Annotated in this window: 14 protein-coding genes; 2 read left to right on the forward strand and 12 right to left on the reverse strand. The window is 35.8% G+C overall.

The genetic code is table 11. The features are described from left to right. Window positions 1-230 precede the first annotated feature (230 nt). The 11 genes from HHH54_RS11385 to HHH54_RS01885 form a co-directional block, all read right to left on the reverse strand. The gene (locus tag HHH54_RS11385; protein ID WP_198617124.1) at window positions 231-2,855 is read right to left on the reverse strand and encodes a 5'-nucleotidase C-terminal domain-containing protein; all 2,625 of its coding nucleotides are present in this window, start codon (window positions 2,853-2,855) and stop codon (window positions 231-233) included. Between the two features lie 209 nt (window positions 2,856-3,064). Continuing rightward, window positions 3,065-3,994, reverse strand: a complete 930-nt coding sequence (gene cobA, locus HHH54_RS01840; RefSeq protein ID WP_198617125.1) for a uroporphyrinogen-III C-methyltransferase — start codon at window positions 3,992-3,994, stop codon at window positions 3,065-3,067. Then, window positions 3,985-4,296, reverse strand: a complete 312-nt coding sequence (nirD, locus tag HHH54_RS01845) for a nitrite reductase small subunit NirD (RefSeq protein WP_198617126.1) — start codon at window positions 4,294-4,296, stop codon at window positions 3,985-3,987. The genes cobA and nirD overlap by 10 nt, the downstream gene beginning before the upstream one ends. 4 nt (window positions 4,297-4,300) lie before the next feature. Next, window positions 4,301-6,706: a nitrite reductase large subunit NirB gene (gene nirB / locus HHH54_RS01850; protein ID WP_198617127.1), complete on the reverse strand. Its 2,406-nt coding sequence runs from the start codon at window positions 6,704-6,706 to the stop codon at window positions 4,301-4,303. Then, a complete protein-coding gene (locus HHH54_RS01855; protein ID WP_198617128.1) occupies window positions 6,693-7,160 on the reverse strand; it encodes a precorrin-2 dehydrogenase/sirohydrochlorin ferrochelatase family protein in 468 nt (155 codons plus the stop codon). The genes nirB and HHH54_RS01855 overlap by 14 nt, the downstream gene beginning before the upstream one ends. Continuing rightward, a complete protein-coding gene (locus tag HHH54_RS01860; protein ID WP_198617129.1) occupies window positions 7,135-7,881 on the reverse strand; it encodes a sirohydrochlorin chelatase in 747 nt (248 codons plus the stop codon). Before HHH54_RS01860 ends, HHH54_RS01855 begins: the two co-directional genes overlap by 26 nt. A gap of 113 nt (window positions 7,882-7,994) precedes the next feature. Further along, window positions 7,995-8,546, reverse strand: coding sequence for a GNAT family N-acetyltransferase (locus tag HHH54_RS01865; protein ID WP_198617130.1), 552 nt, complete (start codon window positions 8,544-8,546; stop codon window positions 7,995-7,997). 188 nt (window positions 8,547-8,734) lie between these two features. Continuing rightward, complete coding sequence (locus tag HHH54_RS01870; protein WP_198617131.1) at window positions 8,735-9,550, reverse strand: formate/nitrite transporter family protein; 816 nt, start codon at window positions 9,548-9,550, stop codon at window positions 8,735-8,737. A 225-nt stretch (window positions 9,551-9,775) separates the two neighbouring features. After that, window positions 9,776-9,955, reverse strand: a complete 180-nt coding sequence (locus HHH54_RS01875) for a hypothetical protein (RefSeq protein ID WP_198617132.1) — start codon at window positions 9,953-9,955, stop codon at window positions 9,776-9,778. A 250-nt stretch (window positions 9,956-10,205) separates the two neighbouring features. Continuing rightward, window positions 10,206-11,720, reverse strand: coding sequence for an SLC13 family permease (locus HHH54_RS01880; protein WP_198617133.1), 1,515 nt, complete (start codon window positions 11,718-11,720; stop codon window positions 10,206-10,208). Between the two features lie 116 nt (window positions 11,721-11,836). Beyond that, on the reverse strand, window positions 11,837-12,841 hold the full coding sequence (locus tag HHH54_RS01885) for a PTS sugar transporter subunit IIC (RefSeq protein ID WP_198617134.1): 1,005 nt from the start codon (window positions 12,839-12,841) through the stop codon (window positions 11,837-11,839). Window positions 12,842-14,419: 1,578 nt separating this feature from the next. Here HHH54_RS01885 and HHH54_RS01890 point away from each other — a divergent pair. Then, complete coding sequence (locus HHH54_RS01890; protein WP_198617135.1) at window positions 14,420-15,907, forward strand: aldehyde dehydrogenase family protein; 1,488 nt, start codon at window positions 14,420-14,422, stop codon at window positions 15,905-15,907. Window positions 15,908-16,059: 152 nt separating this feature from the next. On the opposite strand, the gene HHH54_RS01895 is transcribed toward HHH54_RS01890, so the two are convergent. After that, on the reverse strand, window positions 16,060-16,242 hold the full coding sequence (locus HHH54_RS01895; protein ID WP_198617136.1) for a hypothetical protein: 183 nt from the start codon (window positions 16,240-16,242) through the stop codon (window positions 16,060-16,062). Window positions 16,243-16,783: 541 nt separating this feature from the next. Between HHH54_RS01895 and HHH54_RS01900 the strand changes: the two genes are divergently transcribed. Continuing rightward, window positions 16,784-17,824 (forward strand): PTS sugar transporter subunit IIC, encoded by a 1,041-nt coding sequence (locus HHH54_RS01900; protein WP_198617137.1) that lies wholly within the window; start codon window positions 16,784-16,786, stop codon window positions 17,822-17,824. The last annotated feature ends 24 nt before the right edge of the window (window positions 17,825-17,848 follow it).

Here is a 17,848-nt window from a genome sequence, read left to right on the forward strand (position 1 = left end):
TCTCTTATCTAAAGGTTACTAACCACATTAAGCCTCCAGATGTTAGTGGTTCTTACAAATGCGACTAAGCGCATTTGTTCATTTAACACATGCACGTCATGGAATTCTGTTGACCTTATCAATATATGCAAATGATGCGTTGATTCAATGATTAATATGTAAAAAGGAATATAAAAAAGAGACCAGGTTGACCACTTATAAGTGTTCAATCTAGCCTCTTATTGTGATTACTATTGTTTTTGTGACTGTTTACGTCTATAACTTACTGCTAAAGTACCAACACCAATCATTGTTAGTCCTAATCCTAATGGTAGTGTTTCAGTAGTACCTGTTGCCGGCAATTCTGATGCTGCTGTTGCTTGGCTATGATGATTTGAATTTCCATCAGATGATGCCATTTTTATTGTTGGGTGTGATGCTTCTAAAGGTGCTTCTGTACTATCTGTTGTACTTTCCATTTTTGAATTGTTAGTTGTGCCTGTAGCAGTCTTAATTGTTGTGATTGGTATAACATTAGATGTTTGTGATTGTGTGCCATGTGTCACTTTTGTTGTTGGTTCGTGTGTTGCTACATGGTTTGGCTCTTCAGATACAACTGTGTCACTCGTTGTGTGTTGTGGTACAGTTTCTGGTTTTCCAGGTACTGTCGGTTCATTACGTTGAGACTCTTTTCCAACTGATGCGCCATTTTCTTCAATAGCTGAACCTCCAGTAGATGATGTGTCTTCTGATGATGTTTGACCTGATGATTCTGGTAAACCATTAATCATACGTACTGGTTCTGTTGTATCATATTGTGATAGATCTGCTTCTTTGAGATATTCAGCAAATACTTTGTCTAAAGAAACTCCTTCTTCACGTGGTCCGATTAACATATCGTAACCATCTCCACCTGAAGCTGTAAAATCATTTGTAGCAACATAATATGTGCGATTTAAGTCTAATGGTTCATATTGCTTTGTATCTTTATTGAGTACTTGAATTTCGTGAATACGTTGTCCTGGTTCTAGGTTCATATCATAATATACACGAATTGAATTTGAAATTTGAAGTAAGCCACCACTTGCAGCAAGTTGTTTTTGGCCATCTTTTTCTACTAGTTGTGCTCCTAAACTATGTTCAAATGCTTTTAAAACGTCTGACCCTTTAACTTGAATTTGAGCGATTGTATTTCCAAATGGTAAAACAGTGATGATATCATTTAACGTCACTTCACCTTTTCCAAGTGAAGCACGAATGCCCCCACTATTCGTTACCGCAAAGTCAGAAGGATGACTAAATCCAGTTTGACCATAAGATTCCATTGCATCGGCTATCGCATTACCAAGATTCGTTTCTCCAGTACGAACCGCGTCTCGCTCACCCATGAAATCAATCGTGTTATTTGGAATGATAACTTCTGATGTTGCTTTTAAATAAGCTTGGTTCGCATTATCAACTTGTTTTTGTAACGCAGCATCAGGTTGAATATTCGTTGTATCTTTCACTGAAATTAGTGATGCTTTTGCATTGTCAATTTGTGTACCATTATGGTCAAAAGTAATTTTTCCTACATTCGCAAGTGCTGTTCCTGTTTGTGCTAAAAGATTAGACCCAAACGTTTCTCCATTTTGGAGCACTGTATGAGAATGACCATCGATTACAAAAATCGGTACGTTATAATTTTGGTTTTGACTCAGTTGCTCTGTCAGATAATCACCGCGCCATTCTTTTTTGGTTGTTTCATCGATACCAAGATGAGATAAAATGACAAAAGTATCAACTTGTCCATTCAAACGATTCATCTCACGTGTAACACTTGTTAATGGATCTTCAAATGTTACACCTTTGATGCCTTCAGGTCTTGTTTTGGTTTGAGTTTCTGGTGTTGTTACACCAACGATACCATACTTCATTCCATTTTTTTCGATGATGACAGAAGGTTTAAACGCTAGCTCTCCGTCTTTGTATACGTTCGAACTAACGATTGGGAAATTTAACATGCTTTCTAATTTCTTAAGTTGATCATATCCAAAGTCAAATTCATGGTTTCCAGCAGTCATCGCATCATATCCGACAGCATTCATTGCTTTTGCCATTTCTTCACCTTTAGATTGGTTTGAAAGTGGTAAACCTTGGAATGCATCCCCTGCATCAACCATTAAATCTGGTTGTGCTTGTTCTTTAATTGTTTTTAATTTAGGCATTCCGATGACACGTCCGTCTTCTTCAACAATACGACCATGCATATCATTAGTATGTAAAATCGTACGTGTATCTGTATTTGCTTGTGTAGTTTGTGCATTAGGTTGTTGTGCTGCACGTAAAGTTGATTGTTGCTTTTGTTCATCTTGTACACTATTTACATTTGGTACAGATTGGGTTTGAGTTGAATCTTGTGTTGTTTGTGTCTCATTTGATGAGATTGTGGACTTGTTTTCTTGCGGTGTTGTTTCACTTGATGCAGTATTTTTAGCTGTTGGTGTAGATTCAGTTGTTGTTTGTGTTTCAGTTTGTGTCGCATCTTGTTGTGTTGCTAATGGTGCTGTTGGCTCTGATGTACTTGCTTTTGTCACATTATTTTGTGATACAGTCGTGTTCGTAGTCTCTGAGTTTTGAGGTGATTCAGCTGTTTGAGGTTCTACAGTTGTTGTGACCGCTTCACTAGCAGCTGTTTCAGTTACACTCGTATCACTCGATTGTGTTGACGGTACTTCTGTGGAAGATGCTATCGTATTATCTGTCTTAGCAACTTCTGAAACTGGTGCTTCTGTTGAATCTACAGTCGCTGCTTCTGTTGGTACACCATTCCACACTAGAAGTAGTCCGATAACACAACATAATGTGAGTACAAAAGGTATTATCCTATGCTTCATGTTAATCCTCCTTTTTATTGTATTCTCATTTATCCTAGCACATTTCATATGATTTGAATTAAGATTTTGTGAAATTCATTTGTGATTTATGTAAATTTTTTGACCATCTTAAAAAAGGTCAAGATTTTATGTAATTAGCGTTGAGTTAAATCTAATGAATGATTTAAAACTCTTACATCACATTTTATCTTGACCTTTATCAATTAATATTAAAATTGTTCAATTGCTTGTATTGTCGACTGATGAATCAGCTCTGTTATTTTCTCACGTTGTGTACGATGGTAGTGTTCATCATCTCGATAATCGAGATATGCAACCTTACCTTCTTCGTATAATTCATAAGCACGTGATAAACATTGTGCTCTAGGTCCTTTGAGCAGTACAACATTTGGAACTAATGGGAGTGAGGCATCAGAGCGAATATCTCTTGCTACATCACCGACAATTGTAATACCCGGACCAATTCGTTCTGGTAATTGCGATAATTGATCAATAATCGTGTGAACCGTGCCACTGATAATAAATTGATCATGACGTGATGCATTAAAAATAACTACCACTGGAAAATCCTTTTGAATATGGGTTTTAATTTGATTCATGATAATAGGTAAACGTTTAATTCCCATATAAATTGCTAATGTCCCATTATGTTCTAGCGTTGTAATATCAATATCATTTTCTTCATTTTCCTTAAAATGTCCTGTAGTAAAAGTGATATTCGTCGATACATTTCTTTCTGTTAATCCTCTACCCAGTTGACTTACCGCCGCACTTGCTGCTGTAATACCCGGAACAATCTCAAAATCAATACCATGCGCTTTCAATGTTTCAACTTCCTCAACAACACGTCCAAATATTGCCGGATCTCCACCTTTTAGACGTACGACTGTTTGATGTTGTGATGCTTTTTCAACTAACAAAGCATTAATGCGGTCTTGCTTAATATATTTAGTGTAAGGTGTTTTGCCAACGTGAATCCATTCTGCTTTCGGGTCAGAAAGTTGTAATATAAATGGATGAACGAGTTGATCATATAAAATCACATCTGCTTGTTGAATACATCGCTCTGCTTTTCGTGTAAGATAGAGCGGGTTCCCAGGACCCGCTCCTACCAAGTACACTTTCGCTTTTACAGACATATATAAATATCCCCATCAATCACTTCTACAGGATAAGTTGCGACACAACCTTCATCAGGTTCTTGTACTTCACCTGTATTTAAATCTATTTTCTGGTCATGTAAGGGACAAAACACGTAATGTTCACTTACTGTACCTTCAGATAGAGGGCCTTGTTTGTGCGGACAGATGTTATTAACAGCTTTTATGTCACCATTTTCCATTAAAAACAGTCCAATTTCTGTATCCTTTACTACTACTTTCTTACCAATTAAAGGAACTAAATCTGTGATATGTGCAACTTTTACCTTCTCTTGTAACATGATTTTACACCTTCTCAACTTCAAATATTTTTTGTTTCATGTCATCGTTTACAATGTCGCTCCAAGGCTCATCAGATACCGCTGCTTTTGCTTCCATAATGCGGTCAAACAGTGCTTGTTGTTGATCAGGGTCTAGTACGACTTCTTTAATATGGTCAAATCCTAAACGTCTTAACCAAGGTGCTGTACGCTCTGCGTAGATACCTGTCTCTCTATAATATTGCATGTATGCACCGCAAAGTCGGATTACTTCATCTTCTGTTTCAACTGTTGTTAAGTGTTCGGCAACTTCAACTGTTGTACCACCGTTACCACCTACATAAATTTGGAAACCATTTTCAACACCAATGACACCAAAATCTTTCACACCAGATTCGACACAACTTCTCGGACAACCTGATACACCCATTTTAAATTTATGTGGTGTATCGATGTATTCAAATGTTTTTTCCAATCGAATACCTAGACGTGTCGTATATTGTGTACCAAATCTACAAAATTCTTTACCGACACAGCTTTTAACTGAACGTGTTTTCTTCGCATAAGCTGAAGCTGATCGCATACCTAATGCTTCCCATACTTCTGGTAGCTCTTCTTTTTTCAAACCATACAACCCGATACGTTGTGATCCTGTCACTTTAACGAGTGGCACATTATATTTTTTAGCAACTTCACCTAGACGAATCAGTTGATCAGCATCTGTTACACCACCACGCATTTGTGGAATCACTGAGAACGTACCATCCTTTTGAATGTTTGCATGATAACGTTCATTCGCAAAACGTGACTCACGTTCATCTTCATGGTCATGTGGATAGACCATATTTAAATAATAGTTAATAGCTGGTCGACATTTCGGACAACCACCTTTGTTTTTAAAGTCTAAAACGTGACGTACTTCTTTTGAAGTTTTGAGGCCTTTCGCACGAATTTGTGTGACAATCTGGTCACGTGTTAAGTCCGTACAAGCACAGATGCCTGTCGGTGCACTTGCGACAAAATCGTCACCTAAAGTATGTTCTAATAATTCAGCAATTTGAGGTTTACACTTACCACAAGAATTTCCAGCTTTTGTCGCCTTTGTCACTGCATCTACTGAAGTTAATCCTTGATCTTGAATGGCACTAACGATGGTACCTTTACATACCCCGTTACATCCGCACACCGTTTCATCGTTATCCATATCTGCAACACTAATCGCATCTACTTCGCCTGCTTTATGCAAGATTGAAACGAGTGTGTAATCGTCAATCGTATCGCCTTTTTTCATCATGTTATAGAAACGATTACCTTCTTCAGTGTCTCCATATAATACCGCACCTACGATAGAACGATCTTTAATAAATACTTTCTTATAGATATTATCTACACTATTAAACGTTTCTACACCGTGTATGTCGTCTGTCTCATTAATGCGACCAGCACTGAATAAGTCACATCCAGAAACTTTTAAAGATGTAAACGTTGTTGAACCTTGATACCCTTCAGTTGGTCGACCTGTAATATGATCAGCTAATACTTTTCCTTGTTCATATAAAGGGGCAACAAGTCCGTATACTTTAGAGCGATGTTCTGCACATTCACCAACAGCGTATATATTCGGGTCACTTGTTTTCATGTAATCATCAACAACAATACCTCGACCAATTTCTAACCCTGCAGCACGTGCTTCTTTCGTTACTGGACGTATACCTACTGCCATGACTACCATATCCGCTTCAAGCACACGACCATCGGATAAGCGAATCGCTTCGACATGCGTGTCACCTATAATTTCTTGTGTATTCGCTTGTAATTCAAACTTTATTCCTTGTTTTTCTAAATCAGATTTCAGTAACTCTCCGGCCTTACGATCAAGTTGTACTTCCATTAACCATTCCGCTAAATGTACAACGGTTACATCCATACCTTGATCAACTAAACCACGAGCACATTCTAAACCTAGCAATCCACCGCCAATAACAATGGCTTTATGTTTTGTTTTCGCAGTTTCTAACATTTTTTCAGTGTCATCAATCGTTCTAAATCCAACAACACCTTCTAATCGTGAACCATCAATTGGTAAAATAAATGAATCAGATCCAGTTGCGATAATCATTTGATCATATGACACAATTTTACCTTGTTCTGTTTCAACATTTTGGTCGTCGCGATTAATTTTAACCACTTTGTCTCCTGTAATCAGTTGAATGCCATGTGATTCATACCATTCATAAGGATTCATAATTGTTTCTTCAACTGTCATTTTGTTTTGTAAAATGTTTGATAACATGATTCGGTTATAATTTGGATAAGGCTCTTTACCTATAATTGTAATATCAAAACGATCAGGATCACGTTCTAAAATTTCTTCAATTGTTCGAACGCCTGCCATACCATTTCCTATCATTAATAACTTAGTTTTTTGCATCATAATCCCCCTCTAATGATTTTAAAAATGCTTCAAGTTTTTCTGCATAATATTGTGTTTTTTGAATAGATTCTCCATCAGAACTGATATTGAATGTTACACCATCAAACGCCACAGTTTTCATATTAAAAAAATCAGATTGCGAACGGTCTCCCGTATGGTTCACCCATTGATGTCTCTTTGCATCTAAACGTACACGGTCGTTTACATCTTTATCATTTGTCGCAATGATAATTAAATCTGCTAATGCAATATCCTTCGCCTCATATTGCTTAGAAAAGCATTGTATATGAGCTGGTAAGTCCGCATTTAAAAATAAGGAATCAAAAGTCGGACTCACAATATCAATCGTGCAGTCTTCACCCTTAAGTTTCTGAAGCTTTCGCCATGCAATTTTGCCTCCACCTACTATGACAATGTGCTTTCGTTTAAGATTGAGTTGTATCGGATACATTGGACGCCTCCTCTAACTCATGAATACGTGCTAAAATCACATCTTTCAATATCGGATGAAAGTTAATAGCAGAAGTGAATACAATATCACTGGATAATTGCATCGCTTCAATTTGTCGTTTCGTACGATTGACTAAAAACCCATCGTAAAAGAAATAAGGAATCACTAGTATCCGTTGAAACCGTCGTGCTAGCGGTGGTAACGTTGCTTTAAAATTCAAATCACCATAGACCATTGCCGAAAAACACGCGTAGTCTAGTTTGGTAAGATGATTTGAAATGCGTTTTAAAGCGTTATCTGGCTCTTCAAAACGTTTATTACCATGTGCCAACACTACAATCGCTGTGTTATCATCAATTATTGCTTGATAATTTTCAATTTGTGCACGAACCCAAGTTTCCATTTTGTCATGTGTACCTAAAGGCTTCGCAAGTTGAAAGTGAATGTTTGGATAACGCGATTGCCATTCTGTTTTCATTTCGATAATATCTTCAAAATAATGGGATGCTGTAAATAGTAGTAATGGTACAATTTGAATGCGACGATAGCCTTGGTCAATACTTTGCTTGATACAGTGATTTAAATCGCGTGTTTCACTTTCTAAAAATGCAATGTCATAATCTAATTGCGTTCCTTCAAACAGTGAGTGCGTAAATCTCAGTAACGTTTCATTCAATTGTCCTGTTCGCATACCATGAATAACTAAAATGACTTTTCGCAACGTTACCACTCCTTTCAATTTCATTGTAAAATATTTCGCCGCTCTTTTGTGAGGTTATTCACAATAAAATAAAAAACTAGGGAATCCCCTAGCCTCTATGTTCAGGGGATTCCCTAGTTCGTTTGATTAACCCATGGCGGTGGTGCTAATAAGTCTTTATTATAACGTTCTGGAATCAAGACTTTAACCATCATTGCACCAATGTCACCTGTTTCATCTTCTTGTTCAAAAAATGTTTCATATCCACGTCTTTCATATAAATCTTTTAACCAAGCCATTTTGCGTGCAGAGGTCCCTAACACAACTGCAGGCGCTTTTAACGTATCTCTTAATATTGTTTCTTCAACATATTTCATAATGCGATCTCCATAGCCTTGACCACCAAAATCTGGATCTGTCGCAAACCACCATACGAATGGATATTTGGATACAGGATCTTTAGGCTCCCAAGGATATCGAATTGAAAGTGTTGAAATAATACGTCCATCTTTTTCTAAAACAAACGCTGTATTATATTTAATGTTCTTTTCAATCATTTCAACATCTGCATTAACAGAGGGCCATTCTATACCAACTTCTCTTAGCGGTGTAAAAGCGCGATACATTAATTTTTGAAGTGCTTCAGCATCTTGTAGTGTAGCCATACGAATTTTTTCTTTTGACATAAACATGCCCCCTTATTTTACTAGTGATACTTATAGAGTAGCAGAATCTGAAAATCCCCTCAAAATATGTGAACCCATTTTTCAAACTAAAAATAAAAAGGTTGAGACAAACAACTTCATACTCCTAGAATCTCGTTTGAATGATTCTAAAAGTAAACATTTGTCTCAACCTCTAATACTGTTGATCGTTACTTACGACGTGAACCATTGAGATAAGCATAAACTAATCCAATTAAGATTCCTCCGCCGATATAGTTTCCGATAAATGCAAACACGATGTTTTTCAATACGCCTAACCAAGACACTGCATCAATGTTATAGAAAATCATACCTACGAAAAGACCAGCATTATATACAACGTGTTCATAACCCATAAACACGAAAATAATAACACCGACTGCAATAAAGAAAGCTTTAGATAAACCTTCTTTAAATTGCATAGAAACGTAAATACCAACATTGATAAAAAAGTTAGCAAAAATCGCTTTCACTAAAATCGCGTGCCAAGTTGGCTCAATTGTTTTAGCATCAACTGTTGTTGTTAATGCAGCGATCATTTCAGGTGTCATCACTTTTGTAAAATACATTAAAATAAACAAAACAAATGCACCTAAAATGTTCCCTAAGAAACAAATGAAAAATAACCATATCGTCTTAGCAATAGTAACAGTGCGATAATAAACCCCTACAGTTAAATACATAAAATTACTTGTTAATAACTCAGAGTGCGTTAACACAATTAAAACTAAGGCGATACTAAATGCAATCGCTCCCATTAAATTAACTACCCCAGGCAGCGCACCATGCATTTGTGTTTTCATAGCCAACATAAATACTGTCACAATGGCCAATAAGAATCCAGACATCATGGATTTCAGTATGTATCTTGGCATCGCTCTATCAAGCATGACCTCTTTCATCGCAGCAGATGAAACAATACTTTCCACTGTGTCACGTGATGCAAATGAATCTTCAACTGATTTTGTTGGTTTTTGAATCCCCATTTTGAAACCTCCATATATGATATTTTTTCAAAAAATTAAATCAGCTTGCTATATCTATCATACATGAAAAACAAAAAACTTTGGGACAAAACCACCTAAATTTTTAACAGAAACGAATCATAAGTAAGATTAGAAATTAAAATACTATTGTGTGTATTTATCTCTAGTGATTTACGGCTTTCAACTATTTGCTATAGAAACTAGAATCACCTACTTCAGACCCTATTAACGATCCATTTTAGCGCGTTTCATAACTTTTAATCCATAAGAAAATACACCAAAGCCAATTGTTGTTTCTATTAACCAACGACATAATCCTCGCTGAGACAATGTACGTCCTGATAATGCTGCAATGCCACTACTGATAATATACAAAACTAAAATCTTCATATAACGCTTATTCATCTTTCTTCCTCCTCAAATATTACTAACACTATCATAAACAATCACTGAGTTATATTTGTGACAAACTAGCGAAAATCTGAACTAGCGTTAAAATTAAGGACATTCCCTTGTTATAATTTCATCATTTTATTTAACAATCATAGCAAAAGCCCTCATTGTAACAGGCATTGAAACATGCATATTACAACAAGGGCTCATTATATTTCTCGAGAAATAATATCTTTATATAGAAAATATTATCATGTTAGTTTTATAATAAACCAATCCATTTCCAGTAAGTCATACTAAACAGCACAACCAGTAAATAGCCAATCACTGTGATTGGAATACCTACTTTTAAGAAATCTTTAACAGTGAATGTTTCAGTACCGTAAGCTAACATACCTTGAGGTGAACTTACCGGTAATAAGAAACCAAAGCTGATAACGAATTGTTGTATAAGTACAAATCCGATAGATTGATCTCCTAGATTAATTGTTGATGTTAATGAAATAAACACCGGAATTAACGCTGAGGCTAAACTTGTAGCACTTGCAAATCCTAGGTGAATTAGAATATTAAATAAAGAAATAATCGCGATTGTTGCGATAATTGGCATACCTTCTAAACCAATAAAACCAAACGTTTTATCACTTAACCATTGTGCGGCATTTGTTTGAAGTAAAACCGTTCCTAATGAAATACCAACACCAAATACGATAATCGTTCCCCATGGAATACGACTTTCCGCTTCTTTCCAACTCATAATACCAACCTTAGGTAATAACATAAATGAAAGTGCGATAACCGTAATCGATGATGAATCAATCGGATGAATTAACTTTTCAGTTGACCACATGATAAGTAGAAATAAAGAAATCGCAATCAGACGCCACTCACTCGCTTTTACAGGACCCAATTCGTCTAATTGTTTCTTAACTAACTGTTTACCACCTTCAATTTCTGTTTGTTCTGGTGGTACAACTTTTAACATGATGAAATATAAAAGGATAGACATGATAATTGACCAAGGTGCAGCATATAAGAACCATTCACCCCATGACACATCATGACCTAATTGGCCGTTAATAAAGTTAACGGCTACAATATTTTGTGCTGCAGCTGTTTTAATCCCAATATTCCAAATTGACACAGCTTGTACAGCTGTAATAATTAACAACGCTGCAAGTTTACTATCTTTACTCACACCAAATGCGGCAACCATTCCAAGTAAGATTGGCACTACTGCACCCGCGCGAGCTGTTGCTGATGGCACAAAGAAAGCTAAAATAATCGCAACTAAAATTGCACCAATGACAATATTCTTTGTTTTATTTCCTACAAGTAATAACACCCATAATGCTAAACGTTTGTGTAAGTTAGTTACTTGCATAGCTGTTGCTAAAAATAACGCAGCAGCAACTAGCGCAACTGCACTAGAAGAGAACCCACTAAATGCTAATTTCAGGGCATTACTTGTACCAAAGAGGTCTGAACCACTAATAACCTCTCCACCTACTTTTGGATTGCCCAAACTCTCGGTTAAATTCTGTACAGGACTAAATCCAAGGAACAGAATAATTAACCCCATAATTAACGTTGCAGAGACCGGGTAACTTACCGCTTCTGTCACCCATAAAATGACCGCAAACGCTAAGATCGCTAATGCCGCTTTACCCATTACAGGTAAACCGTTGCCTGCTGGGATTAACATAATACCGATTAACACTATAAAACTAATAATTAACCAGATAGGCTTAAATGTTGTTCCAGTTTTTTTACTCATCGTCAACCACTCCCCTTTTTTCTTTATTTTAACAATAAATTGATGACTTTACATTAGTTAGTTTGAGATTTCACAATCTTTTTAAATTTTATATTGTAAAATACTCAATTTCAAGTCTAAGATGTTCGGAGACGTTGATCGCCTTCTTTAATCCAAGAGCGACTTACCATAATTTTGTAGATAATCCAAGTGATGACAATAGGTAGTATAAAATGAAACACTGCAATTAAGACATACGTTTCAACCGATGATCCCATTGTATGAATCGTCATGATTTGTCCAACGAAACCACTCGTTCCCATACCTGCTCCTGCCGCATTGTTCGTCATAGGAAATAACGTTGTCATAATCGGTGCTATGATGGCGCCAGATAAGGTAGGTGGCACTAAAATGAGCGGTCGCATTAAAATATTCGGGACTTGTAACATACTTGTACCGATACCAAGCGAAATGACACCGCTAATACCATTGTCTTTATAACCTGTAATAGCAAAACCAACCATTTGGCAAACACAACCAATTGTTGCTGCACCTGCTGCAAGTCCTGATAAATCTAACATCAATGCAAGCGCTGCACTCGAAATAGGCGCTGTTAAACATAACCCAAAGATCACAGACACAAGTATCCCCATAATAAACGGTTGTTGTTCAGTCGCAACAATAATCACACGACCTAGTGCTACCATAAATTGATTTAAAATAGGACCTAAAAATTTAGCAATCATACCACCAATAATCAGTGTCAGTAACGGTGTTAAAATAATATCAATTTTCGTCTTTTGCGCATAAAACCGACTCAACTCAACACCAATCAATGCTGCGATAAAAGCACCAACAGCACCGCCACCGAAATGATCAAACCCTAACATACCAACCGTAACAGCTGCGAAAATAACCAGCGGCTTACTTTTAAGCCCATAAGCAATCGCTGCACCAATTGCAGCACCAGTTAAACTTTTAGCCACATTACCAATATCAACTAAAAAACTTAAATTTAACTGCGGTATCAACGTTTGATTTCCAATCGTCTCAAGAATCAAACCAATAATCAAAGAACTAAATAAACCAAGCGTCATATAACTCAAGCCTTCAATAAACCAACGATGCAATAACCGCTTCATAACATCCCCCTCATTAAATTAAAAAATAAAAACATACATATCATATTATAGCAAAAAGGTCATTGAGAGAGCGCTTTGAATTTTAAAGAACCACTTCGGATGGCGTTACTTTTCTAGAAATAATCAACCATATTAAAACTCCAGACGTTAGTGGTTCTTACAAATGCGTTCAAGCGCATTTGTTCATCTAACACCTGCACGTTGCGAAGTTCTGTTGAGAATTCAGCTCTCGAAATGCCGTTCATCACCAAGGTTGTTGAGGAAGTGTTTAGCGTTTGAGCAGAACGATAGCTACGCTCAAAACTGGTTTTTAGTTTTGAAGCGAAGCGAAAGTTCTGCCGAGTACGCTACTTCCGAAACACCGTTCATCACCAAGGTTGTTGAAAAAGCGGTTAGAATTAGAGTAGAACGTAACAACTTGTAAAATCGTAGTTTGATTTTATCAAGATGTGGAGTTCTACCGATAATTCTGCTTTTGAAACACCGTTCATCGCCTCCCACCAAATATGGCAAAAGGTCATTGAGAGAGCGCTTTGAATTTTAAAGAACCACTTCGGATGGAGTCACTTATCTAGAAATAATCAACCATATTAAACCTCCAGACGTTAGTGGTTCTTACAAATGCATTCAAGCGCATTTGTGCATATAAAACCCTATGTAACAGATACAAATCCACGACAAAAAGGCACTAATGCGTGGGGTTGCCGCATTAGCGCCTATAAAATCAACTTTGTCCTATTGTCAATTTAAGGAGGTTTCGGGATATTATGAAATATACAGAAATGAGAGTAAAATTGATAGCTCATTTCGGAAAGCCACTTTATTTTAAGTCTCAGGTATCTTCTATTTCAATCGAACAGTGAACACCCTCTGTACGTGTATCAACTGTTCTATATTAATCATACCCTTATTTTAGAAAGAATACATCGGACGTTAGTTTGGACTTTCAATCAGACTAGAGGACTAGATATATTTTTTGGATTTACATCATATTTTTCGTTTACAAATCGTAATGGTTCCTATATAATAATTTTTGAGGTTAGACATTAGACTATTCGCTCTAACGGATTGATGAACGGTATCTATTTTTTGTTAAACGTTATTCGTTTATATGTTTAGGCCTTTATCTATAATGTCGAATCCTCTATATGGCGCATGTCATACTTTGATTAAGTATGCGTCATATCATATATTAGCTAGGTGTCAGTCATTTTCTAACTTGAGTCTTCCATAAACTCATAGTTACATTGTTATAAGTTTGAGTGTAGAAAATCACTCGAGCTTCTCTTCCCCAATCATGGAAGTTGAGATAACTAGAAGTTAACGTTTACTATCGGTACCCAATCAATAGTTAACTGTAAATCACTTCTTTCTCAACTTCCATTTATTTTTTTGCAATCTATTAATTTCATTATATTTAGAATAAGTCAAATTAATTTACCTTTTTTCTACCTCTCGTTACAATAGAATTAACATTTGATTCTGTATTACAGTTTTAATGCTTCATATTCGTATATGGTATAACTTTCATTAAACTGTTGTAGAGTATCAAATAATACAAATTGGGAGGCAGAAATTATGAGTGTAAATATTAGAGATTACATTTCCGAACAATATGATTTATTCATTGGTGGGGAGTTTGTTAAGCCAGAATCTGGTGAGTATTTAGATGTATACAATCCTGCAACAGGAGAAAAACTTTCTCGAGTTGCCAAAGCAAATGAAGCTGACGTAGATAAAGCGGTTAAAGCTGCTCAAAAAGCTTTCCCTGAGTGGAGCCGTAAACCAAAGCAAGAACGTGCGGACTTATTACGCAAAATCTCTGAAAAAATTTTCGAGAAAAACGACTATTTCGCAACAATTGAAAGTTTAAACGCAGGTAAAGCAATTCGTGAATCATCAAAAATGGATATTCCATTAACTGCAAGACACTATCAATATTTTGGAAGTGTAGCTGATACAGATGAAGGTACACTTAACAATATTGATGATAATACAATGAGTTTAATTCAACATGAACCAATTGGTATCGTTGGTGCGGTAGTAGCTTGGAACTTCCCAATGTTACTAGCATCATGGAAACTTGGTCCAGCACTTGCTGCAGGTAATACAGTAGTAATTCAACCATCATCTTCAACACCATTAAGTTTAATTGAATTAGCAAAAGTATTCCAAGAAGTATTACCTCCTGGTGTTGTAAACGTAGTAACAGGTAAAGGTTCTGAATCTGGTAGTGCCATTTTCAACCATGAAGATATTGATAAATTATCATTCACAGGTTCTACAGCTGTCGGATATAAAGTAGCTGAAGCTGGTGCGAAACGTATTGTACCTGCAACATTAGAACTTGGTGGTAAAAGTGCTAACGTTATCTTAGACGATGCTGATTTAGATGTAGCACTAGAAGGTATTCAACTGGCTATCTTATTCAACCAAGGTGAAGTATGTAGTGCAGGTTCACGCTTAATTGTTCACGAAAACATTTATGATGAGTTAATGCCTAAATTAATTGAAGCATTTAAAAATATTAAAGTCGGTGACCCACTTGATCCAAATACACAAATGGGTACACAAACTGGTCAAGCTCAAATTGATAAAATTCAAAGCTATATTGACTATGCAAAAGAAAGTAATGCAAAGATTCACGTTGGTGGAAATCGCATCACTGAAAACGGCCTAGATAAAGGATTCTTCTTTGAACCAACAATTATTGAAGTTGAAAATAGTGACGATAAACTTGCGCAAGAAGAAATCTTTGGTCCAGTGCTTACTGTCATCAAAGTTAAAGACGATCAAGAAGCTATTGATGTCGCTAATAACTCTGAGTACGGCCTAGCTGGTGGTGTATTCTCAACAAATATCAACCGTGCATTAAGAATTGCTAAAGATGTTCGTACAGGTCGCGTATGGGTTAATACGTATAACCAAGTACTTGAAGGTGCCCCATTTGGTGGTTACAAAAAATCAGGTATTGGACGCGAAACATATAAAAATGCAATTCAAAGCTATCAACAAGTTAAAAATATCTTTATTGATATTAGTAACGAAACAAAAGGTTTATACTAATCTAAACCTAAAAGACCCCACACTATTTAGTGTGGGATCTTTTTTGCATTAAAATTTTAGATAATAAAATTTTATTTATTTTATATAAAATGATAAAATCATGGCTTTTACATTTAATAATCTTCCAATTGAATAACTTTAGATGAATTTCATTAAGCTGCTACAAGCGTAAGTGCATATGCATATAATTTTTCAGCATCACCGAAGCTCAAATCATCAATTGTGCGATATCCAGAACGTAAGTCAGAAATAACACCTTGATTTACACCAGTATGATGATAAATCTCATAGCATCCTTGATTAGAATTAATAAGTTCTACAATAGCTTCTCTCATTCTAAACACTTCCTTTTATATTTTTTACTTTCCCTATCTATAGTGTAACCTTTCATGCTATAAATGAATACCTTTTTGTGATTGATTTCACATAATGTTCAAATATCATCTCTATTGTTTCTATTTGAAATTATAAATCTTTTTATGACATAATAACCATAAAATTAAAAATGATAAAACCAATATAATTTATATTTTTAAATCCTCTACTATAACTTTCAAATCTTTCAAAATTATGCCTCTGAAAATTAGGAAAATTTAATCTTCTTAATGTCATAAAATCGTCACAATATCACTTATGCTTAAAAACTTTAACGCTTTAATGTGAAGTAGCGTAAAAGCGTTAAGGTGATATAAGGCTTACCGCATTTATATATTTCACAATCTATATAAAAAAATTAATTGATTTTTTAAAATTGTTGATAGATGTCATCTTATAAGATTCAAAGGGGTTGCACGCGCTTACAATACGCTTTATTATTGTGGTGCATTAAAGAATAAATAAAACAAAAAAATATATTTTAGAGAGAAGGAAATGGTTATGGATTTCATTTTAGGGATTGGCACATTACTTGTCGTTTTATTAGCGATGACTTTATTTTTAAAGTTTGCGCCAAACGGTAAGGTAAGTTTACAAGCACTTTCAGGTGCTGCGTGTGCGACATTTTTACCTGAAGCGTTTTTAAAATATGCAATCGGGGGAACGCTTCCTGGTCAAATCGGTGAATATTTTGTTAAATTAGGGGATTTCACTGGTGGATTAAGTGGGATTGCAGTCGGAATTCTAACTTGTATTAAATTCGGTGTAAATCCAGTATTCGCTGTATTAACAGGCCTTGTATTAATCGATTTCAAACTTTTACCTGCGTTTATCGCAGCATACTTTGTTGCTTTTGGTTTAAAAGCAATTGAAAAATATGTTCCAGAAGGTATTGACCTTATTGTTGTGATTTTATTATCACCAGCAATCACATTTGCGATTGCATCATTAGTATCACCTAGCGTTATCGCAGTGTTAAAACAAATCGGTACAGCAGTTACAGCTGTAGGTGACAATAACCCTTACGCACTAGCACTTGTTATTGGTGCGATTGTTCCAGTTGTGGGTATGACACCATTAAGTTCTATGGTATTTACAAGTCTTCTTGGTTTAACAGGTATCCCAATGGCAATCGGTGCTCTTGGTTGTATGGGTAGTTCATTTGTAAACTATGTTATGTTTAGAAAGTTACAAATTGGTAACAGAGGTAAAGCATTTGCAGTTGCAGTTGAACCTTTAACTCAAATTGATACAATCGCGAAGTATCCACTTCAACTTTACGGTACGAACGCTATTGTAGGTATGGTTAACGGATTAATCATTACTGCAATGGGTATTGTAGTAAACCAACCAGGAATGGCAACACCAATTGCGGGTCCAATCGTAGCATTAGGATTCAACGACAACATGAAAGTTATCATTACTGTAATTATTGTTGCGATCACTAGCTTAATTTTAAGTTTCATCATTGGAACAATTATCAGCAAGAAAAACCTTAACTTTAGCTTTAAATCAAGACAAGTTGAAAATCAACAAGCATAAACTTAAGTATAAATTAAGGAGTAG

This window comes from Staphylococcus canis, from assembly GCF_016238445.1.
In the GTDB taxonomy this organism is placed as follows: Bacteria; Bacillota; Bacilli; order Staphylococcales; family Staphylococcaceae; genus Staphylococcus; species Staphylococcus canis.

Coding starts and splice junctions, on each gene's coding strand:
- nirB (WP_198617127.1), bottom strand. CDS start 6,706: ATGCAAAAAACTAAGTTATTAATGATAGGAAATGGTATGGCAGGCGTT.
- HHH54_RS01865 (WP_198617130.1), bottom strand. CDS start 8,546: ATGTCAAAAGAAAAAATTCGTATGGCTACACTACAAGATGCTGAAGCA.
- cobA (WP_198617125.1), bottom strand. CDS start 3,994: ATGTCTGTAAAAGCGAAAGTGTACTTGGTAGGAGCGGGTCCTGGGAAC.
- HHH54_RS11385 (WP_198617124.1), bottom strand. CDS start 2,855: ATGAAGCATAGGATAATACCTTTTGTACTCACATTATGTTGTGTTATC.
- HHH54_RS01900 (WP_198617137.1), top strand. CDS start 16,784: ATGGATTTCATTTTAGGGATTGGCACATTACTTGTCGTTTTATTAGCG.
- HHH54_RS01880 (WP_198617133.1), bottom strand. CDS start 11,720: ATGAGTAAAAAAACTGGAACAACATTTAAGCCTATCTGGTTAATTATT.
- HHH54_RS01875 (WP_198617132.1), bottom strand. CDS start 9,955: ATGAATAAGCGTTATATGAAGATTTTAGTTTTGTATATTATCAGTAGT.
- nirD (WP_198617126.1), bottom strand. CDS start 4,296: ATGTTACAAGAGAAGGTAAAAGTTGCACATATCACAGATTTAGTTCCT.
- HHH54_RS01870 (WP_198617131.1), bottom strand. CDS start 9,550: ATGGGGATTCAAAAACCAACAAAATCAGTTGAAGATTCATTTGCATCA.
- HHH54_RS01885 (WP_198617134.1), bottom strand. CDS start 12,841: ATGAAGCGGTTATTGCATCGTTGGTTTATTGAAGGCTTGAGTTATATG.
- HHH54_RS01890 (WP_198617135.1), top strand. CDS start 14,420: ATGAGTGTAAATATTAGAGATTACATTTCCGAACAATATGATTTATTC.
- HHH54_RS01895 (WP_198617136.1), bottom strand. CDS start 16,242: ATGAGAGAAGCTATTGTAGAACTTATTAATTCTAATCAAGGATGCTAT.
- HHH54_RS01855 (WP_198617128.1), bottom strand. CDS start 7,160: ATGTATCCGATACAACTCAATCTTAAACGAAAGCACATTGTCATAGTA.